This window comes from Defluviimonas salinarum (assembly GCF_026013545.1).
GTDB lineage: Bacteria > Pseudomonadota > Alphaproteobacteria > Rhodobacterales > Rhodobacteraceae > Albidovulum > Albidovulum salinarum.
The window spans coordinates 184327-209218 of sequence record NZ_JAPDOG010000006.1; the positions used below are offsets into that span (position 1 = coordinate 184327).

General features: G+C 67.1%; 20 protein-coding genes and 1 tRNA gene. 10 read left to right on the forward strand and 11 right to left on the reverse strand.

Annotated features, from left to right (window positions below):
• The first annotated feature begins 98 nt into the window (after nt 1–98).
• A complete protein-coding gene (locus OM960_RS09085) occupies nt 99–1352 on the forward strand; it encodes a DNA polymerase IV (protein WP_263334170.1) in 1254 nt (417 codons plus the stop codon).
• On the opposite strand, the gene OM960_RS09090 is transcribed toward OM960_RS09085, so the two are convergent.
• A complete protein-coding gene (locus tag OM960_RS09090; RefSeq protein WP_263334171.1) occupies nt 1353–2216 on the reverse strand; it encodes an N-formylglutamate amidohydrolase in 864 nt (287 codons plus the stop codon).
• A 151-nt stretch (nt 2217–2367) separates the two neighbouring features.
• Between OM960_RS09090 and OM960_RS09095 the strand changes: the two genes are divergently transcribed.
• Nucleotides 2368–2442, forward strand: a tRNA-Val gene (locus tag OM960_RS09095).
• 68 nt (nt 2443–2510) lie between these two features.
• Nucleotides 2511–2636 (forward strand): type B 50S ribosomal protein L36, encoded by a 126-nt coding sequence (ykgO, locus tag OM960_RS09100; protein WP_263334173.1) that lies wholly within the window; start codon nt 2511–2513, stop codon nt 2634–2636.
• Between the two features lie 67 nt (nt 2637–2703).
• On the opposite strand, the gene OM960_RS09105 is transcribed toward ykgO, so the two are convergent.
• Both OM960_RS09105 and OM960_RS09110 read right to left on the reverse strand, forming a co-directional pair.
• Nucleotides 2704–4377: a peptidoglycan-binding domain-containing protein gene (locus OM960_RS09105; RefSeq protein ID WP_264771751.1), complete on the reverse strand. Its 1674-nt coding sequence runs from the start codon at nt 4375–4377 to the stop codon at nt 2704–2706.
• Nucleotides 4378–4504: 127 nt separating this feature from the next.
• Entirely contained in the window at nt 4505–5674 is a 1170-nt protein-coding gene (locus OM960_RS09110; protein WP_264771752.1) for a phenylacetate--CoA ligase family protein, read from the reverse strand.
• Between the two features lie 120 nt (nt 5675–5794).
• Between OM960_RS09110 and OM960_RS09115 the strand changes: the two genes are divergently transcribed.
• Entirely contained in the window at nt 5795–6127 is a 333-nt protein-coding gene (locus OM960_RS09115; protein ID WP_264771753.1) for a DUF6614 family protein, read from the forward strand.
• A 5-nt stretch (nt 6128–6132) separates the two neighbouring features.
• Here OM960_RS09115 and OM960_RS09120 read toward each other — a convergent pair whose 3' ends face one another.
• The 6 genes from OM960_RS09120 to OM960_RS09145 form a co-directional block, all read right to left on the reverse strand.
• The gene (locus tag OM960_RS09120) at nt 6133–6954 is read right to left on the reverse strand and encodes an ABC transporter ATP-binding protein (RefSeq protein ID WP_263334179.1); all 822 of its coding nucleotides are present in this window, start codon (nt 6952–6954) and stop codon (nt 6133–6135) included.
• 73 nt (nt 6955–7027) lie between these two features.
• The gene (locus OM960_RS09125) at nt 7028–8308 is read right to left on the reverse strand and encodes an ABC transporter substrate-binding protein (protein WP_264771754.1); all 1281 of its coding nucleotides are present in this window, start codon (nt 8306–8308) and stop codon (nt 7028–7030) included.
• Nucleotides 8309–8379: 71 nt separating this feature from the next.
• Nucleotides 8380–9456 carry a branched-chain amino acid ABC transporter permease gene (locus OM960_RS09130; RefSeq protein ID WP_263334183.1) on the reverse strand — a complete coding sequence of 359 codons (1077 nt, stop codon included), beginning with the start codon at nt 9454–9456 and terminating at the stop codon, nt 8380–8382.
• Nucleotides 9457–9459: 3 nt separating this feature from the next.
• On the reverse strand, nt 9460–10446 hold the full coding sequence (locus OM960_RS09135) for a branched-chain amino acid ABC transporter permease (protein ID WP_263334184.1): 987 nt from the start codon (nt 10444–10446) through the stop codon (nt 9460–9462).
• A 77-nt stretch (nt 10447–10523) separates the two neighbouring features.
• Nucleotides 10524–11345: an ABC transporter ATP-binding protein gene (locus tag OM960_RS09140; RefSeq protein WP_263334186.1), complete on the reverse strand. Its 822-nt coding sequence runs from the start codon at nt 11343–11345 to the stop codon at nt 10524–10526.
• Nucleotides 11342–13321, reverse strand: coding sequence for a long-chain fatty acid--CoA ligase (locus tag OM960_RS09145; RefSeq protein WP_264771755.1), 1980 nt, complete (start codon nt 13319–13321; stop codon nt 11342–11344). The genes OM960_RS09140 and OM960_RS09145 overlap by 4 nt, the downstream gene beginning before the upstream one ends.
• A gap of 204 nt (nt 13322–13525) precedes the next feature.
• Here OM960_RS09145 and OM960_RS09150 point away from each other — a divergent pair, with 204 nt between their 5' ends.
• The 6 genes from OM960_RS09150 (at nt 13526) to OM960_RS09175 (ending at nt 22077) form a co-directional block, all read left to right on the forward strand.
• On the forward strand, nt 13526–15454 hold the full coding sequence (locus OM960_RS09150; RefSeq protein ID WP_264771756.1) for a hybrid sensor histidine kinase/response regulator: 1929 nt from the start codon (nt 13526–13528) through the stop codon (nt 15452–15454).
• Nucleotides 15451–16182: a response regulator transcription factor gene (locus OM960_RS09155; RefSeq protein WP_264771757.1), complete on the forward strand. Its 732-nt coding sequence runs from the start codon at nt 15451–15453 to the stop codon at nt 16180–16182. Before OM960_RS09150 ends, OM960_RS09155 begins: the two co-directional genes overlap by 4 nt.
• 28 nt (nt 16183–16210) lie before the next feature.
• Nucleotides 16211–17347, forward strand: coding sequence for a saccharopine dehydrogenase C-terminal domain-containing protein (locus tag OM960_RS09160; RefSeq protein ID WP_263334193.1), 1137 nt, complete (start codon nt 16211–16213; stop codon nt 17345–17347).
• A 290-nt stretch (nt 17348–17637) separates the two neighbouring features.
• Nucleotides 17638–19929, forward strand: coding sequence for an arginine/lysine/ornithine decarboxylase (locus OM960_RS09165; RefSeq protein ID WP_264771758.1), 2292 nt, complete (start codon nt 17638–17640; stop codon nt 19927–19929).
• Between the two features lie 671 nt (nt 19930–20600).
• Entirely contained in the window at nt 20601–20882 is a 282-nt protein-coding gene (locus OM960_RS09170) for a hypothetical protein (protein ID WP_263334196.1), read from the forward strand.
• 139 nt (nt 20883–21021) lie between these two features.
• Nucleotides 21022–22077, forward strand: a complete 1056-nt coding sequence (locus tag OM960_RS09175; RefSeq protein ID WP_264771759.1) for a helix-turn-helix transcriptional regulator — start codon at nt 21022–21024, stop codon at nt 22075–22077.
• A gap of 168 nt (nt 22078–22245) precedes the next feature.
• Here OM960_RS09175 and OM960_RS09180 read toward each other — a convergent pair whose 3' ends face one another.
• On the reverse strand, nt 22246–24657 hold the full coding sequence (locus OM960_RS09180; RefSeq protein ID WP_264771760.1) for a GcvT family protein: 2412 nt from the start codon (nt 24655–24657) through the stop codon (nt 22246–22248).
• A 50-nt stretch (nt 24658–24707) separates the two neighbouring features.
• The coding region (locus OM960_RS09185; protein WP_264771761.1) for a trimethylamine methyltransferase family protein at nt 24708–24892 on the reverse strand (185 nt) is incomplete at its 5' end.

Consider the following 24892-nt stretch of genomic DNA (forward strand, 5'->3'; position numbering starts at 1 on the left):
TCAAGGCGCGCGGCTCGGGATCGGGGCCGCGCGCGATAAACGCCCTCGTCCGCAACCTCCCCCTCCCCCGCGCGTGCGCAGACGCCTATACTCGCGCCATGCCCGCCCTTTGCCGCGATTGCCTCCACCCGTTCGAGTCCGGCACCCGCTGCCCGGCCTGCCGCAGCCCGCGCGTGCTGTCGCATCCCGAGCTCTTCACGCTCTCGATCGCACATATGGATTGCGACGCCTTCTACGCCTCGGTCGAGAAGCGCGACAATCCGGACATCCGCGACAAGCCGGTCATCGTCGGCGGCGGCAAGCGCGGCGTGGTCTCGACCTGCTGCTACCTCGCACGGATCAAGGGTGTGCGCTCGGCGATGCCGATGTTCCAGGCGCTGAAACTCTGCCCCGAGGCGGTGGTGGTGAAGCCGCGCGGCAGCCACTACGCCGCCGTCTCGCGCGAGATCCGCGCGCTCATGGACGAGCTGACGCCGAAGATCGAACCCCTGTCGCTCGACGAGGCCTTCCTCGACCTTTCCGGCACCGAGCGGCTCCACAGGGCGCCGCCGGCGGTGCAGCTCTGCCGGCTCCTGAAGCGGATGGAGGCGGAGCTCGGCCTGACCGGTTCGGTCGGGCTCTCGCACAACAAGTTCCTCGCCAAGGTAGCGTCCGACCTCGACAAGCCGCGCGGCTTCTCGGTGATCGGCCGCGCCGACACCGCCGCTTTTCTCAAGGGCAAGCCGGTGCGGATGATCTGGGGCGTCGGCGCCGCGACCCAGATGACGCTCGAAGCCGCCGGGATCCGCAGCTTCGACGACCTCGCGCGCTGGGACCGCAAGGATCTCAACCACCGTTTCGGCGCGATCGGCGACCGGCTCTGGCACCTCGCCCGCGGCGAGGACCACCGCCGCGTCAATCCGCACGAGCCGATGAAGTCGATCTCGGCCGAGACCACCTTCGACGAGGACATCGCCGACCGCGACCTGCTGGACGGCCATATCTGGCGGCTGGCCGAGAAGGTCGCCGACCGGACCAAGGCCAAGACGCTGGCCGGGCGCACCGTGACCCTGAAGCTCAAGCGCGCCGACTTCACCGCGATCAGCCGCCGCCACACCCTGCGCGAGCCGACGCAGATGGCCGACCGGCTCTACCGCGAAGCCGCCGACCTCTTGGCGCAGGTCAAGGAGCCGGGCCCGTTCCGGCTGGTCGGGGTGGGACTGTCGGACCTCGTCCCGGCCGCCGAGGCGGATCTCACCGCCGACCTCCTCGACCCGCAGGCTGCGCGTCGCGCCGGCGCCGAGCGCGCGACCGACGCGATCCGCGCCCGCTTCGGCCCCGACGCGATCGTCAAGGGCCGCTCGCTCAGGTGATCATTCCGCCGCGAGCGACAGCTCCCCGGTGCGGCCGATATCCGCGATCTCGGCGAGGATCCCGGTCAGGATCCGCTTGAAGCCGGCGAAATTGCCGTTCGGGCGGATCTCGCGCTCGTTCATGTAGAGCGAGCGGTCCATCTCGATCTGCACCGCATGCATCCGCTGCGCTGGCCGGCCGTAGGTCTGCGCGACATAGGCCCCGGCGAAGGGGGCGTTGCGCACTGTCGGGAACCCGGCCGCCTCGAACGCCGCCTCGATCCGCTCGACGAGCGCCGCGCCCGCGGTGCTCCCGAAACGGTCGCCGATCACGATCTCGGCCCGGCGCCGCCCCGACGAGGCGACGGCATCCATCGCCTCGTGCGGCATCGAATGCATGTCGATCAGGATCGACTCGCCGAACCGCGCGCGGGCATCGTCGACAAGGCCGCTCAGGCAGGCGTGGTAGGGCCGCCAGCAGGTCTCGATTCTCCGGCAGGCCTCCGACAGCGGGACCTTGCCGCGATAGATCGCCCGCCCCCCGGCCACGACGCGCGGAATCACGCCGAGCCCGGAGGAGATGCGCGGATTGTGGGTGTTGAGCCGAACCCCCTCGACCACCGCTGGGTCGAGCTCGTCCGCGGCGCGGTTGAGGTCGATATAGGCGCGCGGCACTCGCGCGGCGATGAGCGGCGCGCCGAATTGCGAGACACCGGCGAGGAGCTGATCGACGAAGGCATCCTCCGACGAGCGAATCGTGCGCTCGTCCAGGATCGATTCGCGCAGGAATCCGGCCGGATAGTCGCGCCCGGAATGCGGCGAGGCGAAGACCACGCTGGTCATGAGCCGCTCGGGCATGGTGAGATCGTAGGGCGCAGCCGGCATTCGGGCTCCTTGAGGTCAAGAAAATTATAGCGGCAAAAAGAGCTTTGCCAAAACCCCTTGAAAGCCTCCCCGACTCCTTTTATAGACCCGGGACCGACGCGGTTCCGCCGTGATCCGGCGCAAGCAGGATTGGCGGAAACAGCACCGGAACGGGCGGTTAGCTCAGCGGTAGAGCACTACGTTGACATCGTAGTGGCCACTGGTTCGATCCCAGTACCGCCCACCATCGCCCCCCTCGCGGGGGGTATCGTTGTTTTCAAGGGCGCGACGCGCGCCGCGAATAGGAGAAGACCGATGAAGGTCAGGAACTCGCTCCGCTCGCTGAAGTTGCGCCATCGCGACTGTCAGATCGTGCGCCGCAAGGGCCGCGTCTACGTCATCAACAAGACGCAGCGCCGCTTCAAGGCCCGCCAGGGCTGAGCCGCCGCAAGGACGGATTTGAAAAGGCCGCCGGTGAAAACCGGCGGCCTTTTCCTTTGGCCACCCCTCAGAACGAATCGACCAGGATCCGCGCCACCGTGTCCTGCGAAAGATAGCCCGTGACCGGCAGGCCGCGCGCCTGCTGATAGCGGCGGATCGCCCGCCGGGTGTCGCCGTCGAAGTTGCCGTCAGCGCGCCCCGGCTTCAGCCCCATCCCGGAGAGCCGCTGCTCGACCATCGAGCGCATCGTCGAGTTGAGCCCGAGCGCCTGCTCCACCTGCTCCGCCCGCCGCCGCTCGGCCTCCGCCGCCGCATTCACGTCGCGCCCGGAAAGGATCTGCCGGGCGTCCTCGGCAAAGGCGCCGTCGGGATGGGCCGCGAGGTAGTCGCGATACCCCTCGGCGCTGTTGCGCCGCACCGCCCGGTCCCAGTCGGCGCGGTCGGTGCTCTGGGCCCCGCCGAGTCCGCCGCCCGCCCCCGCGAGCCGTTCCCGCGCGAGATCGGCATAGATCCCGTCCGGGTAGCGCCGAAGATAGGCCCGGAGCCCCGCCTCGTCGCCCGTCGCCCCGGTCTCCTCCCAGAACAGCCGGTCGAGCCGCTCCGCATCGCCCTGCTGCACCGCCCCGGTCCCGACCTGGCCCTGTTGCGCCGCCGCCTGTGCGGCGATGGCCTCCATCTGCGGCCCGGTGACGTAGCCCGTCGGCGCATGGCCGTTCTGGCGCTGCCAGCCCGCGATGGCGTCGCGCGAGCCGCGGCCGAAGACCCCGTCGACGCCGTTCGTGTCGAACCCGATGGTCGTGAGGTCGCGCTGGATCTGGCGCCGCTCGCCACGGCCGAGCCGGAGCGCGGCCTCCGCCGCGAGGCCCTGCGCCGCCGGGTCGGCGGGCCGGTCGAGATCGGCGATCGCAGCCCGCGCCGCATCGGCGAAGATTCCGTCCGGATAGCGGTTGAGATAGGCTTCGTAGCCCGCCTTGCTATCGATCGACCGCGCCGTCTCCCACACCGCGCGCTCCTCGGCGAAACCGGCCTCCGCCTCGACGGCAGGCGCCGCGGCCTCGGGCGCCGTCGCCACCGGCAGGCTCGGCCCAATGCGTTCGGGCAGGAGCGGCGTGCCGGTGCCGAGATAGCCCTCCGCCGCCAGGTCCTCGGCGCGCTCGGCGAGCCCCGCCGCCGACAGCGCGCGGTTTTCCATCGCCTCGGCGGCGAAGGCTGCGACCGTCTCGGCATCGCCGGAGATCACCGTCACGCCCTGCGGGATGTCGATCCGGCCGAGCCCCGGCGCCAGCCCGCGGCCAAGCTCGATCCGCCGTTCCTCGGTGCCAAGGAGCACCAGCGCCCCGCCCGGCCGCTCCGCCGCGATCCGCAGCAGCGTCGCCACCGGCACGCCCGCCCGGTCGGCTCCGACCAGCGTCGGCGCATCGGCGTCGATGCCCAAGAGCCAGCTGTCCTTCCCGGCATGGGCGAAATGGCCAAGCGCGAGGATGACGCTGCGCCCCGGCATCTCGGTGCGGCCGTAGAACTCCGCGATCAGCGCCCGCATCGCCTCGGCGGTCAGGTCGCCGCCGCTCGACGTGGCGAAGCCCGCCGCCGCCAGCGCCTCGGCGGCGTCGAGCGCGTCGAGCCCGGACGAGATGTCGCTCGCGTTGTCGTAGTTCTCGTTGCCGATCACGAGGGCCGCGTCCTGCGCGAAGGCAGGGGCGGCGAGGAGGGCGGCGAACGCGAACAGGCTGAGGTGCTTCATGGGGCGGCTTTCCTTCTGGTAACGGCGGCGAACCTAGCGGGGTGCGCGCCGTTATCCCATCACAGATCGCCCCAATGGGGGTGCAGTCAGCTAACAGGGAGCGGAAAGCCGCCGGTGGCGCGCCGCCTCACTCGTACTGCCGCTGGTCCTCGATCACCTTGCCATCGTTCGGCAGCGAGCCCCTCGGCACGAGCTGGATCCGGCCGCGCAGCTTCAGCGTGTCGATCACCGACTTCTCGAACGCGGCGGCATCGCCCGCCTCGGTCTCGACCATGACCGTCATCGCGTCCATCTCGCCCTCGCGGGTGGCGACGACGCGGGCGCGGGCGATCTCGGCATGGCGGGCGACGAATTCGGCGACCTGCTCGGGGCGCACGAACATGCCCTTGATCTTTGTGGTCTGGTCGGCGCGGCCCATCCAGCCCTTGATCCTGAAGTTGGTGCGCCCGCAGGGCGAGGCGCCGGGCATCACCGCCGAGAGGTCCCCGGTGGCGAAGCGGATCAGCGGATAGTCCGGGTTGAGCGTCGTGACCAAGACCTCGCCGACCTCGCCCTCGGGCACCGGATCGCCGGTGCCGGGACGGACGATCTCGACGATCACGCCCTCGTCGACGATCATCCCCTCCATCGCGGCGCTCTCGTAGGCGATGTTGCCGAGATCGGCGGTGGCGTAGCACTGCAGGCAGGCGATGCCGCGGTCGGCATATTCGGCCCGGAGCGACGGGAACAGTGCCCCGCCGCCGACGGCGGCCTTGGCGATCTTCAGCCGCTCGCCCATCTCCTCGGCGCGGTCAAGGATCACTTTCAGGTAATCCGGCGTGCCGGCATAGGCGGTGGTGCCGATATCGACGGCGGCGCGGACCTGCAGGTCGGTCTGACCGGTGCCGGCCGGCAACACCGCCGCGCCGACCGCGCGGGCGCCGTTCTCGAAGATCATGCCGGCGGGCGTCAGGTGGTAGCCGAAGCAGTTCTGCACGATGTCGTCCCTGCCGATCCCGGCGGCATGGAGGAAGCGCCCCACCCGCCACCAGTCATGGCCGACGCCGCCCGGCTCGTAGATCGGCCCCGGCGACTGGAAGACATGGGCGAGGTTCGAGACCGGCAGCCCGCCGAAGGGCGGCTTCGCCTTCTGCGCCGCGACGAGGTCGGATTTCCGCAGAACCGGCAGCTTGGCGAGATCGCCGAGGCTCGCGACCGGGTCACGCCCGTTCAGCGCCAGTTGGGCATTCAGGGCCTTCAACTGGTCCGCGGCGCGTTCGTCGGCGGAACGGGTTTCGAGGGTGTCATATCCGGTCATCGTTCAGTTCCTCGACACAGCGCGGACGTCCAGCCGACGCCGCCATGTGGATTTTCTCTTGAAGACTTCGGGGTTTGCCGTCCCGCGTGGTACGCTGGGCGCGCGCGAAGGGAGGACAGGATGGCCTATCACATGCACACGATCTTCAATCTCAAGCCCGGCATTGCGGAGCCCGACTTCGCCGCCGCCCTCGCGGAATTCGCGGCCCATCTGCGCGACGAGAACCTCCTCCTTCGCGTCGGCCCCCTCGGGCGGCGCCACCGAAATCCGGCGCTCGACACCGACGCGGACCGCGACCACCGGTTCTTCGTCACGATGACCTTCACGGGCCGCCGCCAGGCCGACGATGCCGTCGACCGAATCCGGGCGCGGACCGAGCCCCTGCTCGGCCTGCATCGCGCGGTCTATGGAAAGGTTCACGATCAACTGTTCACCTGTTTCGAAGACATCTGACCCGCTCACGCCAGCCAGCGCTTGCGGCGGCGGTAGGAGCGCACGTCGCGGAACGACTTGCGGCCCTCGTCCGACATGCCAAGGTAGAATTCCTTCACGTCGGGGTTCTCGCGCAGCTCCTTCGCCGGCCCGTCCATCACCACCCGGCCGCTTTCGAGGATGTAGCCGTAATGGGCGTAGCGCAGCGCCACGTTGGTGTTCTGCTCGGCCAGGAGGAAGGTCACGCCCTCCTTCTCGTTGACCGATTTGACGATCTCGAAGATCTGCTCGACGAGCTGGGGCGCGAGGCCCATCGAGGGCTCGTCGAGCAGGATCGTCTCGGGCTTCGACATCAGCGCCCGGCCGATCGCGCACATCTGCTGCTCGCCGCCCGAGGTGTAGCCGGCCTGGCTCTTGCGGCGCTCCTTCAGGCGCGGGAAATAGCTGTAGACCATCTCGAGGTCGCGGGCGACCGCGCCGGCACCGTCCTTGCGGGTATAGGCGCCGGTGAGGAGGTTCTCCTCGACCGTCAGGTGCTCGAAACAGTGCCGCCCCTCCATCACCTGGATGACGCCCATCTGCACCAGATCGGCCGGCGCCATGTCCTGCACCTTCTGACCGCGGTAGACGATCGAACCCTTGGTGACCTCGCCGCGCTCGGAATGCAGCAGGTTGGAGATCGCCTTGAGGGTGGTGGTCTTGCCCGCGCCGTTGCCGCCGAGAAGCGCGGTGATGCCGCCCTTCGGGACATTGAGGCTCACGCCCTTCAGGACGAGGATCACATGGTTGTAGATCACCTCGATATTGTTGACCTCGAGCAGCGTCTCGGTCTTGCCGGCGTCGAGCATGGGGGCCTCCCGTGCGGAAGTTGATCCAAAGGACCCCGGCCCTGGTCGGGCCGGGGAAGGTCTTGCATGGCGCTCAGTTGCAGCGTTCGGCGATGTTGTTTTCCGCGGCGAAGGCGGCGGAGTCCCCCATCACCAGCGGCGTCAGCACCTCATCATCCGGCGCGATGAAGCCGGTGATCAGGCTCCACGTCTTCGCCGAGGCGTCCCACTGCTGGATCATCGCGGCGCCCGGGCCGCCGTGATCCTCGCAGGACGAGGCGAAGGGCTGACCGAAGTTCGGCAGGCCAAGCTCGGCCATCCGCGCCTCGGTGATCTCCAGCGCCTCGAAACCGTCGCGGAGCTCGGCCGCGTTGATCGCCGCATGGCCGGAAAGCTCCTGCGCCTTGCGGATCGCTTCCGAGATCACCAGCGCCGCGTACATGCCGCGCGAGTAGAGCACCGACCCGACCTGGTCGCCCGCGCCGGAGGACTTGCCGGCGTCATAGACATACTGCTTGAGGTCGGCATAGACCGGATAGTCCATCCCGGTGCCGTGCATCGCGAGCGACTTGTAGCCATTGGCGCCGTCGCCTGCCGGCAGCACGTCGTTCTCCGAGCCCGACCACCAGACGCCGATGAAATTCTCCATCGGGAAACGGATGTTCGCGGCCTCCTGGATCGCCACCGCGTTCATCACGCCCCAGCCCCACATCAGCACATAGTCGGGCTTGTCGCGGCGGATCTGCAGCCACTGCGATTTCTGCTCCTGGCCGGGGCTGTCGACGGGGATCTCGACAAGCTCGAAGCCGTGCTTGGCCGCCAGCGCCGACAGGGTAGGGATCGGCTCCTTGCCATAGGCCGAGTTGTGGTAGACGAGCGCGATCTTCTTGCCCTCGAGGTCGCCGCCGTTCTCGTCGAGCAGATACTTGATCGCCACCGAGGCGGCGTCCCAGTAGTTGGCCGGATAGTTGAAGACGTTGGAGAAGACCTTGCCGTTCGCGGCCGAGGTGCGGCCGTAGCCCGGCGTGTAGAGCGGGATGTTGTCCGCCGTCACCTTCGGAATGAGCTGGTAGGTGATGCCGGTCGACAAGGGGTTGTAGACCAGCGCGCCGGAGCCCTTGGTAGCCTCGTAGCACTCGACGCCCTTTTCCGTGTTGTAGGCGGTCTCGCATTCCGGGGTCGCGACCTTCTCGCCGCCGATGCCGCCGTCGCGCTCATTGAGAAGCGTGAAATAGTCGTTGAAGCCGTCGGCATAGGGGATGCCGCCGGCGGCGAAGGGGCCGGTCCGGTAGCTCAGGTTCGGCACGACGAGCTCGGCCATCGCCGGCGTTGCCGTGGCCATCGCAAGAGCCAGGGCGGTCATGGTCTTTCTCATTCTGGGTCTCCTCCCAAGGTTAAGCGTTTCGACATGCCGGCGCCGGGGCCGGTCTTCTGGTTGGGCGGCCCTCAGTGCGGGAAGGGCCAGAGCCGGAGTTTCTCCTTCGCCAGCCGCCAGAGCTGGTTGAGCCCGTGCGGCTCGGCGATGAGGAAGATCACGATCAGCGCGCCGACGATCATCAGCTCGACATGCGCGGCGAGATCCGTGGCCCAGCCGAGCTGGCCGACGAGGACGTTCTTCAGAAGCACCGGCAGAAGCACCATGAAGGCCGCGCCGGCGAAGCTGCCGAAGATCGAGCCGAGCCCGCCGATGATGATCATGAAGAGGATCAGGAACGACTTCTGGATGCCGAAAGCCTCGCCGACCTCGGCCGCGCCGAGATAGACCGCGAAGAAGAGGGCCCCCGCCACGCCGATGTAGAAGGAGGAGATCGCGAAGGCGGAGAGCTTGGTGGTCAGCGGATTGACCCCGATGATCTCGGCCGCGATGTCCATGTCGCGGATCGCCATCCACTTCCGCCCCACGGTGCCGCGCGTCAGGTTCCGGGCGAGCCAGGCCAGCGCGAAGAGGATCACGAGGCAGAAGAAGTACTTGGCGCTTGCCGTGGTGTTGGCGCCGGTGACCGCATGGCCGAGGATCGTCCGTTCCGGCGCCGAGATCTGGCCCGAGGCGGAATAGTTGTAGAACCACGGCACCTTGTTGAAAAGCCAGACGAGGAAGAACTGCGCGGCAAGCGTCGCCACGGCGAGGTAGAAGCCCTTGATCCGGAGGCTGGGCAGGCCGAAGAGGACCCCCACGCCCGCGGTGATGCCGCCCGCGAGGAGGACGTGGATCAGGATCGAGACCTCGGGGAAGGCGGTCATCAACTTGTAGCAGGCATAGGCGCCCACCGCCATGAAGCCCCCGGTGCCGAGCGAGACCTGCCCGCAATAGCCGGTGAGGATGTTGAGCCCGATCGCCGCGATCGCGTAGATCAGGAACGGCACGAAGACCGCATTCGCCCAGTAGTCGTTGATCAGGAGCGGCGCCGCCCCGAAGGCGACCGCGAGGATCGCATAGTAGCGCCAGCGGTCGAACCTGATCGGAAAGGTCTGGCTGTCGTCAACGTAAGACGTCTTGAAGTCGCCTGCCTCGCGGTAAAACATCGGTCAAACCCTCTCGATGATCTTTTCGCCAAACAGGCCCTGCGGCCGGAAGACGAGGAAGAGAAGCGCCAGCACATAGGCGAACCAGTTCTCGGTCGCGCCGCCGATCAGCGGGCCGGCGAAGAACTCGAAGAGCTTCTCGCCCATGCCGATGATGAGCCCGCCGACGATGGCGCCGGGGATCGAAGTGAAGCCGCCGAGCATGAGGACCGGCAGCGCCTTCAGCGCGATCAGCGAGAGCGAGAACTGCACGCCGGACTTCGAGCCCCACATGATCCCGGCCACGAGCGCGACGATCCCCGCGATCGACCAGACCAGCACCCAGATGAAGCGCAGCGAGATCCCGACCGAAAGCGCGGCCTGGTGGTCGTCGGCCACCGCGCGCAGCGCCCGGCCGTACTTGGTGTACTGCGAGAAGAGCGTGAGCGAGAGCACGAGGAGCGCCGCGACCACGGTCGCCACGATGTCGAGATTGTCGATATACAACCCGAAGCCGAAAACGCTGTCCGTGACGGCCTCGAATGCCTCATTTGCCCCCTGCGGCAGGCCGACGTCGAGCTTCTTGATGTCGGCGCCCCACATGATGTCGCCGAGGCCTTCGAGGAAGTAGGCCAGCCCGATCGTCGCCATGAAGAGGATGATCGGCGCTTGGTTGACGAGGTGCTGGAGCACGAACTTCTCGACGATCATCGCGAGCAGCACCATCACGGCCGCCGTGAGGATGATCGCGACGACCGCCGGCAGGTGCCAGCCGAAGTGGTGCAGGTTGGTGCCGAAGATCGCGTTGATGAGATGGGCGAAGGGCACCTGGCCGTTCTGGAAGCCCACGAGCGTCAGCGCCGCGAAGAGCGCGAGCACACCTTGCGCGTAGTTGAAGATTCCGGACGCCTTGAAAATGAGGACGAAACCCAGCGCCACGAGCGAATACATCACGCCGGCCATGAGGCCGTTCAGCGTGACCTCCATCGCGAAGAGGATCTGATCAGACATCGCGCGCCTCCATGATGCCGCGGCTTGTGTCGGGACGCGGGCTGTACGCCTGGCGTACGCGCGCTGTACGGAAGCTGTCAGTCATGCGAGACCCCCAGATAGGCGTTGATCACGTCGGGATTGCTCCGGACCTCGTCGGGCGTGCCGTCGCCGATCTTCTTGCCGTAGTCCATCACGACGACCCGGTCGGAGAGGTCCATCACCACGCCCATGTCGTGTTCGATGAGCGCGATCGTGGTGCCGAACTCGTCGTTCACATCGAGAATGAAGCGGCACATGTCCTCCTTCTCCTCGACGTTCATGCCGGCCATCGGCTCGTCGAGCAGAAGAAGCTTCGGCTCGGCGGCGAGCGCGCGGGCGAGTTCCACCCGCTTCTTCAGCCCGTAGGGCAGACGTCCCACAGGCGTCTTCCGGATCGACTGGATTTCGAGGAAGTCGATGATTTTCTCGACTTTTTCCCGGTGCTCCGTCTCCTCGCGCTGGGCGCCGCCCCACCACATCGCCTGCGACAGGAGGCCCGATTTCATCAGCGTGAGCCGCCCGGTCATGATGTTGTCGAGGACCGACATCCCATCGAAGAGCGCGATGTTCTGGAAAGTGCGGGCGATGCCGAGGCGGGCGACTTGGTAGGGCTTCATCGGGCCGCGCTTGTAGCCCTTGAACCAGACCTCGCCCTCCTGCGGGACATAGAAGCCCGAGATCACGTTCAGCATCGAGGACTTGCCGGCGCCGTTCGGGCCGATGATGGCGCGGATCTCGCCGTCGCGGATGTCGAAGGAAATGTCGGTGATCGCAGCCACGCCTCCGAAGCGCAGCGTGATGTTCTTCATCTCCATCAACACGCCGCCGATCTTGCGGCCGTCGGCGGTGGTGTAACCCTCTGAATTCATGTCCTTCATTCCGCCGCCATCCTTTCCGCCACCCGTTCCACCTTCGCGTCGCGCAGGGTCAGCGTCGCCTTGATCTTGCCCTTGCGGCCGTCTTCGTAGGTCACCTCGGTCTCGGTGTAGATCTCGTCCTTGCCGCCGTAGAGCGCGTCGATCAGGTCGGCGAACTTCTCCTCGATGATCTTGCGGCGGACCTTGCGGGTGCGGGTCAGCTCGCCGTCATCGGCGTCGAGTTCCTTGTGCAGGATCAGGAAGCGGTGGATCTGGCAGCCCGCCAGCATCGGGTCGGCGGCGACCGACTTGTTCACGTCCTCCACGTGGGACTGGATCATCTCGTAGACCTTCGGGTGGCCGGCGAGTTCCTGGTAGGAGGCGTAGGCGATGTTGTTGCGCTCCGCCCAGTTGCCGACCGCGTTGAGGTCGATGTTGATGAAGGCGGTGCACATGTTCCGGCCCGCGCCGAACACCACGGCTTCAAGGATGTTTGGGTAGAACTTGAGCTTGTTCTCGACGTATTTCGGCGCGAAGAGCGTGCCGTCGGCCATCTTGCCCACGTCCTTGGCGCGGTCGATGATCCGAAGGTGCCCGGTGCCTTCCTCGAAGAAGCCGGCATCGCCGGTCGCCACCCAGCCCTCGGCATCCTTGGTCGAGGCGGTCGACTCGGCATTCTTGTAGTATTCCACGAAGGTGCCGGGCGAACGGTAGAAGACCTCGCCGTTGTCGCTGATCTTCACCTCGACGCCGGGCGAGGGCACGCCCACCGTATCCGACCGCACCTCGCCGTCCGGCTGCTGGGTGATGAAGACCGAGGCCTCGGTCTGGCCGTAGAGCTGCTTCAGGTTGATGCCGAGCGAGCGGTAGAAGTCGAAGATCTCCGGCCCGATCGCCTCGCCGGCGGTGTAGCCGACGCGGACGCGGGAAAAGCCGAGAGTGTTCTTCAGGGGCCCGTAGACGAGGAGATCGCCGAGCCAGTAGCGGAAGCGGTCCATTCCCGAAACGGGCTTGCCGTCGAGGATCGCCGGGCCGACGCGGCGCGCGATGCCCATGTAGTGGTCGAACATCCGCTTCTTAAGCCGCCCGGCATCCTCCATGCGGATCATCACGTTGGTGAGCTGGCCTTCGAAGACCCGCGGCGGTGCGAAGAAATAGGTCGGCCCGATCTCGCGCAGGTCGGTCATCATGGTGGCGGCGTTCTCGGGGCAGTTCACGGTGAACCCGGTCCAGAACGCCTGGCCGACCGAGAAGATGAAGTCGCCGACCCAGGCCATCGGCAGGTAAGCCAGCACCTCGTCGTCGCGCTTGAGGTGGTCGAAGGCGGCGGAGTTCTTCGCGGTCTCGATGATGTTGCGGTTCGACAGCACGACGCCCTTGGGCTTGCCGGTCGTACCGGACGTGTAGAGCATCACGCAGGTGTGGTCGTATGTCAGCTCGGCGATGCGCTTGTCGAGCTCGGGCCCCACGCGCTGCGCCGCCGCGCGCCCCTCGGCGGCGATGTCGGCGAGCGCGTTCATGCGGGTGTGGTCGTATTTGCGCATGCCGCGCTTGTCGAGATAGGCGATGTGGTGGATCTGGGTGCTCTTGTCGCCGAGCGCCTCCTGCACCTCTAGCACCTTGTCGACCTGCTCCTGGTCGCCCGCGACGATGAAGCGCGCGCCGCAGTGCTCGAGGACATAGGCCATCTCCTCGGCCACGGCGTCCTGATAGAGCGGCACCGGCACCGCGCCGCACATCTCGGCGGCCACCATCGACCAGTAGAGCGCCGGGCGGTTGCGGCCGATGATCGCGACGTGATCGCCGCGGTCGATGCCGAGCGTGAGGAAACCGAGCGCGATGGCGCGGACCTCGTCGGCCGTCTCGGCCCAAGTCCAGCTTTGCCAGATGCCGAATTCCTTCTCGCGGAAGGCGGGCAACCCGCCCCACTTTGCCGCGTTGCGCGCCAGAAGCGCCGGGATGGACTGCAAGTCGCCCGTCGTCGCGTTTTCTGCCACTGGTGCTCCTCCCCCCGCGCCGATCCGCGGCGCCTGTATTCGCCTGCGGGTGATTCCTCCGATGCCCGCAGCTTCCGTGCAAGACGATTGCGGTTAAAGGTTGCCGGACTTTTTCCCAATCCTTTCGAATTGTAACAGGCCCGACTTCCCCTTTGCGGCCCGCGCCCGGCGGTGCTAGCGATAGGGCGAAAGGAGCCCTCGCGGATGGAGCGGAACGACACGCGCGCCAAGCTGACCCAGGCCGGGCTGAACCTCATCCAGCAGGCGCTGTCGATCTACGACAAGGATCTCCGGCTTGCGGTCTGCAACCGCCGCTTCCAGGAGATGTTCGACCTGCCCGAGGCCCTCGTGACGCCGGGCGCCGCCTTCGAGGACACGATCCGCTACCTCGTCACCCGCGGCGAATACGGGCCGGTCGAGGACGAGGAAGACGCGGTGCGGACCCGCGTCGAGCAGGCCCGCGCCTTCCAGCCGCACTACATGGAGCGGACCCGCGCGAACGGCCGCACGATCTCGGTCGAGGGCTCGCCGCTGCAACAGGGCGGCTGGGTCACGGTCTATACCGACATCACCGAGATCAAGGCGCAGGAGGCGCTCCTGCGCACCCGTTCCGAGGAGCTCTCCGACCAGCTTCTCACCCATGCCGAGCGGCTCGCCCAGGCCAACCGCGCGCTCGGTGCGACGAACGCGGCGCTGACCGAGGCCAAGCGCGAGCTGACCGAGATGGAGGCGCGGACCCGGCTCGTGACCGAGATGATGCCGGCCCATATCGCCCATGTCGGACACGATCTCGTCTATACCTATTCGAACCGGCGGCTCTCGGCGGTGATGCCGGGCAGCCTCTCCGACATCGTCGGCCGACCGGTACCCGAGGCACTGGGCGCCGAGACCTTCGCCAAGATCGAGCCGGGGCTCGGCCGCGCGCTTTCGGGCGAGCCGAACGTGTTCGAGTTCACCCATGACGCCTCGGGCCGCCGGATCCGGCTCGCGCTGACGCCGGACCGCGACGCCGGGGGGCGTGTCCAGGGGGTCTACATTCTCTCGATGGACGTCACCGAGGAAACCCAGGCCCGCGCCGCCCTGAGCCAGAGCGCGAAGCGCGAACTCGCGGCCCAGCTCACCTCCGGGCTCGCGCACGACTTCGCCAACCTGCTCACGATCATCCTCGGGCTTCAGGGGCGGCTGGAACGGATCGAGAAGCTTCCGGCCGACGCCGCCGATCTCGCCCGCGCCACGCTCGCCGCCGCGCGCCGGGGCGGCACGCTCCTCGACCGGATCGCCGCGATCTCCGGCCCGCGCGAGATCCATCCCGCCGCCACCGACCTTGCCGCCCTCCTCGACGAGCTGCGTATCATGGCGGGGCCGTCGCTGCCCGAGGGGATCGGCCTCGACATCCTTGTCGCGGGCGCGTTGGGGCCGGTGCTTCTCGACGCCGGATCGCTGCAGGACTCGCTCCTGAACCTCGTCCTCAACGCCCGCGACGCGATCGGCTCGGGCGTGGGGCGGATCACCCTCACCGTGCGCCCGGTGCGCGACACCTGGATCGAGATCAGCGTCGCCGATACCGGACCCGGCTTCTCGGCGGCGGCCCTCGACCACGGGCTCGATCCGTTCTTCACCACGAAGGGCGGCGAGGGGTCGGGACTCGGCCTGTCGATGGTCTATGACCACACCAAGCTGATGGGCGGCAGCGTGAAGCTCGCCAACCGACCGGAGGGCGGCGCCAGGGTCATGCTGCGGCTGCCGCTGCGCCCCGTCGGCCCCGCGCCGGCCGCGCCGCTTCTCGTGCTGCTGGTCGAGGACACGGAGGAGATCCGCACCGACATCCGCGAGATGCTCACGGCGATGGGCCACAACGTCATCGAGGCCGCGAGCGTCGCCGAGGCGGAGGAGCTTGTGGACCTGCCGGGGGTCGACCTCGTGCTGTCGGACATCAGCCTGCCCGGCGGCCGCACCGGCGTCGATTTCATGCAGGCGCTTGCTGCCCGCGACCACCCGGCGCGGCGGCTCCTGATGACCTCGCTGCCGCCGGGGGATGCCATGCGCGCCCGCGCCGGGGCGGTTCCGATCCTCAGCAAACCCTTCACCGCCGCCGAGCTCGCCGCCGAGCTCGCCACCCGGGAGGCCGCATGAGCCAGACCAGTCCGCGCGGGTCCGACGCCCGGCCCCATGTCGCGATCCTCGACGACGAGCCGGAGATTCGCCGGATGCTCTCGGACGCGCTGGAGGAGGCGGGCTTCCGCACCTCGAGTTTCGCGCGCGCGACCGAGTTCGAGGCCGCGCTGAACCGGATGACGCCCGACGTCTGCCTCGTCGATCTTGGCCTGCCGGACCGCGACGGGCTGGCGCTGGTGCACCGGCTGGCGCTGGAATCGGGCGCGGCGATCATCATCATCTCGGGGCGCGCGCAGGTGCAGGACCGGGTGACGGGGCTCGAGCTCGGCGCCGACGACTACATCATCAAGCCCTTCGACCCGGCCGAGGTCGTGGCCCGGATCCGTGCCCGGCTTCGGAAGGGCCGCGCCGATCCCGAGCGCGCCGCGACGGTGGCGCGCTTCGCCGGCTGGAGCGCCGATTTCGACCGCTATGTGCTTGTCGACGAGACAGGCGCCGAGGTGCCCTTCTCCCATGCCGAGGGCGAGGTTCTGCGGCTTTTCCTCGACAGTCCGAAACGGCTGATCTCGCGCGCGCAGATGCAGGAGAGCCTTGGCGGTGCGGCGGGCGAGAGCTTCGACCGGGCGATGGATGTGCGGATCTCGCGGCTCAGGACCAAGCTCGGCGAGGATCCGAAGAATCCGCGCCTGATCAAGACGATCTACGGCGCGGGCTACATCTTTCTCGGCGATGTCGACTGGGGCTGACGGCTGCCGGGGAAACGGAGGGAAAGCAATGCGGATTCACTGGTGCGGCACGGGCCTGTCGGCGCTTCCCGGGCTCAGGCGGCTGATCCTCGCCGGCCATCCGGTGACGGTCTGGAACCTGCCGGTCGAGGCGGCGGTGGCGGCGGTCGGCGATGTCGCGGACGACATCCGGGCGATGGAGCCTGCGGCTTTCGGCGCCGCACTCGGCCGGGGCGACATCGTCGTCTCGATGCTGCCCGCGCATCTGCACGGCGACCTCGCCCGTGCCTGCGTCGAGCGCGGCGCGCATTTCATCTCGTCGAGCTACATCACCGACGAGATGCGGGCGCTAGACGCGCCCGCGCGCGAGACCGGGGTCGCGATCGTCAACGAGGTCGGGCTCGACCCCGGCATTGACCACCTCATGGCGCATGACCTCGTCGCCCGCTACCGCGCCTCGGCTGCCTACAACGCGGCGAACGTCCTCTCATTCACCTCCTATTGCGGCGGCCTGCCGGCGATCCCGAACGCCTTCCGCTACAAGTTCTCCTGGTCGCCGCTCGGCGTTCTCAAGGCGCTGAAGGCGCCGGCGCGGGCGATCCGGGACTTCTCGGAACTGCGGGTGGCCCATCCCTGGGACGCGGTCACCAGTTTCGCCGCGCCGCTGCCCGTCCCGGAGACCTTCGAGGTCTATCCGAACCGCGACAGCCTGCCCTATGTCGCCGACTACCGCTTCGATCCCGCCTGGAAACTGCGCGATTTCGTGCGCGGCACTCTCCGGCTCAACGGCTGGGCGGAAGCCTGGGCGCCGGTCTTCGAGACGCTCGCCGCGGCGCCCGACGCTGCAACTCTCGAGGCCCTGTCGGACCGGCTGCTGAAGGAGCACCCCTTCGCCCCCGGAGAGCCGGACCGGGTCGTCCTCTGTGTCGCGCTGAAGGCGGAACGGGCGGGGGTTCCGGTCTGGCACGAAAGCTGGGCGCTCGACGCCCGCGGCGACGTGCGCGGCTCGGCGATGGCGCGGCTCGTCTCGGGGACGGTGGCGCTGGCCGTCGAGGCGCTGATGGCGCGGGAACTGCCGGTCGGGCTACACGCCGCGCCGCACGATCCGCGCCTGGTGGCGCGCTGGCTCGAGGCGACGGGGCACGAAGCGCAGGTCATGCGGCGGGTCGACCTGATCAGGCGGTGACGCCGCCCGGCGGTGGAATCGCTCCGACGGGCCAAGCCGGCCGCCAAGGGGTCCGGGCACCCCTCCGCCCGCTTTCCCGCGCAAGGAACCCCGGCGCGCCTCGGGCCGGCGCCGAACGGCCTGTCCCGGGCGCGTTCGACGACGGTTTCGCTCGGCAGGTCTTGACGTCAACCAAATCAACCGGAAGAAACGAGAACTGACCCCAAACCAATTTGGCTGGGAACAGGGGATGATCCGCGACTGGCGCAACGCGTCCTCCCCATCCGCAGTTCTGCCGGAAGGAAAGTTCCATGAAGTTCCGCTTTCCCATCGTCATCATCGACGAAGACTTTCGCTCCGAGAACTCGTCGGGCCTCGGCATCCGGGCGATGGCGCAGGCCATCGAGGCCGAGGGCTTCGAAGTCCTCGGCGTGACCAGCTACGGCGACCTGTCGCAGTTCGCGCAGCAGCAGTCTCGGGCCAGCGCCTTTGTGCTTTCCATCGACGATGAGGAATTCAGCCCCGGCCCGGACATCGACCCGGTCGTGACCAACCTGCGCAGCTTCATCGAGGAGGTGCGCTGGAAGAACGCCGACGTGCCGATCTACGTCTACGGCGAGACCAAGACCAGCCGGCACCTGCCCAACGACATCCTGCGCGAGTTGCACGGCTTCATCCACATGTTCGAGGACACGCCAGAATTCGTGGCGCGCCACATCATCCGCGAGGCCAAGAGCTACCTCGAAGGCATCCAGCCGCCGTTCTTCCGGGCCCTGCTCGACTACGCCGAGGACGGCTCCTATTCCTGGCACTGCCCGGGGCATTCGGGCGGCGTGGCCTTCCTGAAAAGCCCGATCGGCCAGATGTATCACCAGTTCTACGGCGAGAACATGCTGCGCGCCGACGTCTGCAACGCGGTGGAGGAGCTGGGCCAGCTCCTCGACCACAACGGCGCCATCGGCGCCTCCGAGCGCAACGCCGCACGCATCTTCAACGCCGATCACTGCTTCTTCGTCACCAACGGGACCTCGACCTCCAACAAGATGGTCTGGCACCACACGGTGGCGCCGGGGGACGTGGTGGTGGTGGACCGCAATTGCCACAAGTCGATCCTGCACTCGATCATCATGACCGGGGCGGTTCCGGTGTTCCTGAAGCCGACGCGGAACCACTACGGTATCATCGGCCCGATCCCGCACAGCGAGTTCGAGGTCGAGACGATCAAGGCCAAGATCCGCGCCAACCCGCTGCTCGCCGATGTCGATGCCGAGACCGTCAAGCCACGGATCATGACGCTCACGCAGTCGACCTATGACGGGGTGCTCTACAACACCGAGTCCATCAAGGGCATGCTCGACGGCTATGTCGACAACCTGCATTTCGACGAGGCCTGGCTGCCGCACGCAGCCTTCCACCCCTTCTACGGCAGCTACCATTCGATGGGCCGCAAGCGCGGGCGGACCAAGCACTCGGTCACCTACGCCACGCAGTCGATCCACAAGCTCCTCGCCGGCATCAGCCAGGCGAGCCATGTGCTCGTGCAGGATTCGCAGGACACCAAGCTCGACCGGCACCTCTTCAACGAAGCCTACCTGATGCACACGAGCACGAGCCCGCAGTACAGCATCATCGCCAGCTGCGACGTGGCCGCGGCCATGATGGAGCCGCCGGGCGGCACCGCGCTCGTCGAGGAAAGCATCGCCGAGGCGCTCGATTTCCGCCGCGCCATGCGCAAGGTCGACGAGGAGTTCGGCCAGGATGACTGGTGGTTCCAGGTCTGGGGGCCGGACGAGCTGGTCGATGAAGGCATCGGCCGCACCAAGGACTGGGTGCTGAAACGGACGGACGCGGACGGCGTGCAGCCCTCGGACGGCGAGGAGTCCTGGCACGGGTTCGGCGTCATGGCGCCCGGCTTCAACATGCTCGATCCGATCAAAGCCACGATCATCACCCCCGGCCTGAACCTCGACGGGCGGTTCGAGAAGACGGGCATCCCCGCCTCCATCGTGACCAAGTATCTCGCCGAACACGGCGTCGTGGTCGAAAAGACGGGCCTCTACAGCTTCTTCATCATGTTCACCATCGGCATCACCAAGGGCCGCTGGAACACGCTCCTGACCGCATTGCAGCAGTTCAAGGACGACGTCGCCCGGAATCTGCCGATGTGGCGCGCCATGCCGGAGTTCTGCGCCAAGCAACCGCGCTACGAGCAGATGGGGCTGCGCGACCTCTGCCAGCATGTGCACGCGCTCTACGCCAAGTACGATGTGGCGATCCTGTCCACCGACATGTATCTCAGCGATCTCACGCCGGCGATGAAACCCAGCGAGGCATTTTCGCACATCGCGCGCCGGACCACGCAGCGCGTGCCGATCGACGACCTGGAGGGCCGGATCACCACCAGTCTGGTCACGCCCTACCCGCCGGGCATCCCGCTGCTGATTCCGGGCGAAGTGTTCAACAAGAAGATCGTGGAATACCTGAAGTTCAACCGCGAGTTCGCGCGCGAATGCCCGGGCTTCGAAACCGATATCCACGGCCTCGTGCAGGAGGTCGGCGCCGACGGGTCGGTACACTATTTCGCCGACTGCGTGGGAACGTGACCTGACGGCCGGAAACCGGCCGCCTTCCTGAGAGGGAACCACGCCGGCCCGACGAGGCGCCAAAGGATCGGATCAGGAAATCCCCGTCGCGGAGTGCGCGTCCCAGCCTGCGCTGATCCGGAAAACCGGCTCCCTTCGCCCTTCGCCGCGCTGGAACGCTTCGTGACGCGTTCTCACGCCCGGAATCTTCCGGTTCCGGCGGAGCGTCGGCGGCAAATTCACCTTACGTCGGGGCAAGCACTTTGCGGTTGTCTGATCGCCTTCACCGGTCGCTCCGTGGCGACGAATCCGGCCGGGAAACGGTTGCCGATTTGCGCGGTCGCCCTAAAAGCCTGTCGTCGGGCCGTCGATGCGGCGGCGGCGCGTGGCCTTCCGACGGTTTCCGGAACAAGCCTGCGATCATCAAGACGAAATCGGCGGCACGCCAACCCGGCATGCCGATCGCAATTCGAAATAGAGTGCTCCAGCAGTTTTAGGCTTCAAGTTGGACGACGCCCGGAACTGCAGCCACCGACGCTCAAGGAGCGAAAGAATCATCGTGGCCGAATATGGCTAGCACCCGTGATTTACGCGATGCAATAGTGGCTGCGCTAAGCATCGCGGTGTTCACCAAAGGGGATCTCCGCTGTGCAGCCAACACAATTGCAACCGGGATGAATTGGAGAATACCCATGAAAAAGCTGCTTTCGCTCGCGGTGCTGACCTGTGCATTCGGTACCGCCGGCATGGCGCAGACCTATGCCGAGAAGCTCTATGAAAACGGCTCGCTCACCCTCAACAATACGGAACAGTATCTCAAGGACCTGCTGCTCGATCACGGCGTGTCCGAAGACTGCCTCGGCAAGCTCGCATGGGCCGATGCGTCCGAGATGCAGATGATCATCGACGGCAGCGACAACCGCGAGGGCAAGAAGACCAAGATCAAGCTGATCCTCGACAGGAAGTGCGGCTGATCTAATACTTTTGGGGGAGGGCGAATTCGCCCCCCTCATTTAACCCGGCGTGGAATTTGCGCCGGAATGGCAAGCGATTTACAGTCCCTGACGGGTGCAATTCTGGCTTGGAGAGAAACCGCTGAAAATGCGAGTTCCGATGATCTCCAGCCGTGCCTTCGTCGGTTTCGCGGATCCCGTCGAGGAATTGATCGGACCGCGCGCATTGGCATCACTTTTGCAGCGTGTCGACCTGCCGGAAACGGTTCTGCACAGCTACAAGCACTATGTTCCCCAAAGCCGCCAGCTCAGTTTCTTTGAAGGCCTGTCACAGGTAATCAAGGGCGAAGCGTGCCTCGAGCTCGCGAAGCACGCTTCCATTTCAACTTTTGGCAAGTTCGCCGATTATGTGTGCGCCGCCGAGACCTTTGGCGATGCGATCCATCTTGCCTGCGCGATGATGCCCTACCACGCTTCCCACGACAGGCTGTCCATTCAGACCAAGGAGAGCCGGGCATATTGGAACTACCACTCGGTCCTGCGCAGTGCGAAGGGATATCGGCACTACGCAGTGCTGTCGGCGCGGGTGATGGCCTCACTGGGCGAGCGGTATATTACCGGAACGACGCTCCTCGAGCACGTCGGGTTTGATTTTCCGAAGCCGGCGAATGCAGCGCGATATGAACAGCTGTTTGGCTGCGAGATCCGGTTTCAGCAGCCCGCGATCACCCTGGCCTACAAGCGTTCCGCATTGTCCTGCGTTCAGTTGGTGCGCCCGTCGAAACTCACGACGCTGAATGACATCGTCCTGGAAGTGACCACCCCTGCCCCGAAGGAGTCGTTGGCCGCGGTGGAGGCGATGATCCGGCTCGGCATCGAAGAGGGGCGCGTCGAGATGGGCCATGTCGCTCGACGGTTGGGATTTGGAGAACGGACCCTGCGGCGGAGGATGGACGAATTCGGCATCTCCTACCGCGATCTCGTGCTGAAGACGCGGATCGACAAGGCGCGCGAGTTGATCGCCGAAACGGATATCCCGATCATCGAAATCGGCTTGATGCTCGGCTACTCCGACCCATCGCATTTTGGCCGCGCGTTCAAGCGGCTGACGGGCATGGCCCCGAGCGAAGTCCGCAGGTCGGAGGCGGACCGCGACCCGCTCGCCCTTCCGGCACCATCGGCGCCGGCCAATGGCAAGAACGGCAAGGCGCTCTAGCAGACGGCCACGGCATCGGGCCGCCGGCCGCCGGGGCACCGGCTGACGTGCCGGGCCAACCGGCGGATATGCCGCCGCCAGGCCCGGCGGCCGGTTCGGACCGGCACGGGACCGGGATCCCAGCCGATGCCGGTCCACCGCTTCCGATCGCAGCGAGACGACCGCGCGCTAGGCGCGGAGCCGTTCGCCGCCCGGGTCGAAGGGCGGCCGCGCGAGGACGACCCCGCGATGCGGCCGGCCGAGGATCATCACCTCGACCTCGGTCCCGGGCGCGACACCCCGCAGATAGGCGAGCGCGAGCGACTTGCCGACCGAATAGCCGTAGGCCCCCGAGGTCACGCGGCCCACGGGCTTGCCATCGGGCAGGAAGATCGGCTCGCCCCCGGTCGCGTCCGCGTCCTTCACGTCGAGCACCTCGACCATCGACAGCGTCTCGCGCGGCGCGCGGTCCATCAGCGCGGCATAGGCGGCCTTGTTCAGGAACTCCTTGTCCATCTTGATCAGCGGCGCGAACCCGGTTTCCTGCGGCCAGTACTCGGGGCTGTATTCGCGGCTCCAGGAACCGTAGCCCTTCTCGACCCTGAGGCTCATCAGCGCCCGCGACCCGACCGGACCGACGCCGATCGACTTGCCGGCCTCCAGAAGCGCGGTATAGAGCGCGGCCTGGTCCTCGGTGCGGCAATGCAGCTCCCAGCCGAGATCGCCGGTGAACGAGACCCGGATTGCGACCACCTCGACCCCGGCCAGGGTGATCTGCGCCGATCGCATGAACGGGAAGTCCGCGGTCGCGAGCGAGGCGTCGGTGAGCCCCTGCAGGAGCGCCCGCGATTGCGGCCCGGCGACGTTGAAGCCGCACATCGCTTCGGTCCGGCCTTCGAAACGCACGGTTTCGGGGCGCGCGACGGCGTCGAAGAACCGCTTGTGGTAGCGTTCGGCCATGCCCGAGCCGACGATCAGGAAGTCCTCCTCGCCGAGCTTCGTCACCGTGAAATCGCCCGCGATCCCGCCCCGCACGCCGATGAGCGGCGTCAGGCAGAACCGGCCCACCGCCTTCGGCATCCGGTTGGCGAAGACCGCGTCGAGCCAGTCCGACGCGCCCGCGCCCGTGACCCGGTACTTGGCGAAGTTGGAGATGTCGATGATCCCCGCGCGGTCGCGCAGCATCCGGCATTCGTCGCCCACCGGGCCCCACCAATTCTGACGCGTGAAGCCGTTGGTGTCGGTCGTGCCGGGCGTGTCGGAAAACCACAGCGGGTGTTCCCAGCCGTAGTTCAGGCCGAAGACCGCGCCCATCGCCTTCTGGGTCTCGTAGACGGGCCGGGTGCGCACCGGGCGGCCCGCCGCGCGTTCCTCGTTCGGGAAATGGATCTTGAAGCGGTTCGCGTACTGGTCGCGCACCCGCGCCTTGGTGAAGGCCTTGTCCGCCCATTCGCCGAACCGCGCCACGTCCCAGGCGAACATGTCGTACTGGCTCTCGCCCTCGACGATCCACTGCGCCGCCATCAGGCCCATGCCGCCCGACTGCGAGAAGCCGGGGATGATGCCGTTGCAGCAGAAGTAGTTCTTCAGGTCGGGATGCGGGCCGTAGAGCACGTTCGCATCCGGCGACCAGATCATCGGGCCGTTGATGACCCGCTTGATCCCGGCCTCGCCCACCGCCGGCACCCGGTCGATGGCGCGCATCATGTTCTCCTCGATCCGCCCGAGGTCGTCGGGGAAGAGGTCATGCGCGAAGTCGAGCGGCGTACCCTCCTCGGCCCAGAAGCGCATGTCGCGCTCGTAGGCGCCGATCAGGAGACCCTTGCCCTCCTGCCGCAGGTAGTATTCCCCGTCGCGGTCCGCGACCGAGGGCAGGCGGCGGTCCATGTCGGCGATGGCCTGGATCGTCTCGGTCACGAAATACTGGTGCTCGGTCGGCTGCAGGGGCAGCGTGATCCCCGCCAGCGCCGCGACCTCGCGGCCCCAGAGGCCGGCGGCGTTGACCACCCAGTCGGTGCGGATGTCGCCCTTGGGCGTCCGAACGATCCATGTACCGTCGGGCTGCTGCTCGGTCGCGGTAACCGGGGTGAAGCGGTGGATCTCGGCGCCGCGCTGGCGCGCGCCCACGGCATAGGCATTGGTCACGCCCGACGGGTCGACATTGCCGCCCGACGGCTCGAACATGATGCAGCGGATGCCGTCGAAATTGACCAGCGGATGCAGCCGTTCGGCCTCGTCGCGGCTGATCTCGTGGAAGTTCAGCCCGTAGTATTTCGCCTTGGCCGCCTGCAGGCGCAGCTGGTGCTCGCGCGCCTCGGTCTGCGCGAGGTAGAGCGATCCCGGCTGGAACACGCCGCAGCCCTGGCCAGTCTCGGCCTCGAGCGCCTTGTAGAGATCCATCGTGTAGTTCTGGATCCGGGTGATGTTGTTGTTGTCGTGCAGCCCGTGGATGTTGGCCGCCGCGTGCCAGGTCGAGCCGGAGGTCAGTTCGTCGCGTTCAAGCAGGACGACATCAGTCCAGCCGAGCTTGGTGAGGTGATAAAGGATCGAGCAGCCGATGACGCCGCCTCCGATCACGACAGCCTGGGCATTGGTTTTCATGTGTAAGCCTTTCGGGAATTCGTCGTTTGTACGGGTATCGCGGGAGGGGCTCACGGCTCGTCGCTGCCGATCTCTTCTTTCCGGCGGGCGACATAGGCGTCAAGTGCCTCGCGGATGGTGGGGTCCAGTGCCGGTTCCTCATAGTCGCGCAGCGCCTGCTGCCAGAGCCCGGTCGCGCGGGTCAGCGCGTCCTTCGCGCCGGCCGCCTCCCAGCCGCCGTAGTTGGTCCAATCCG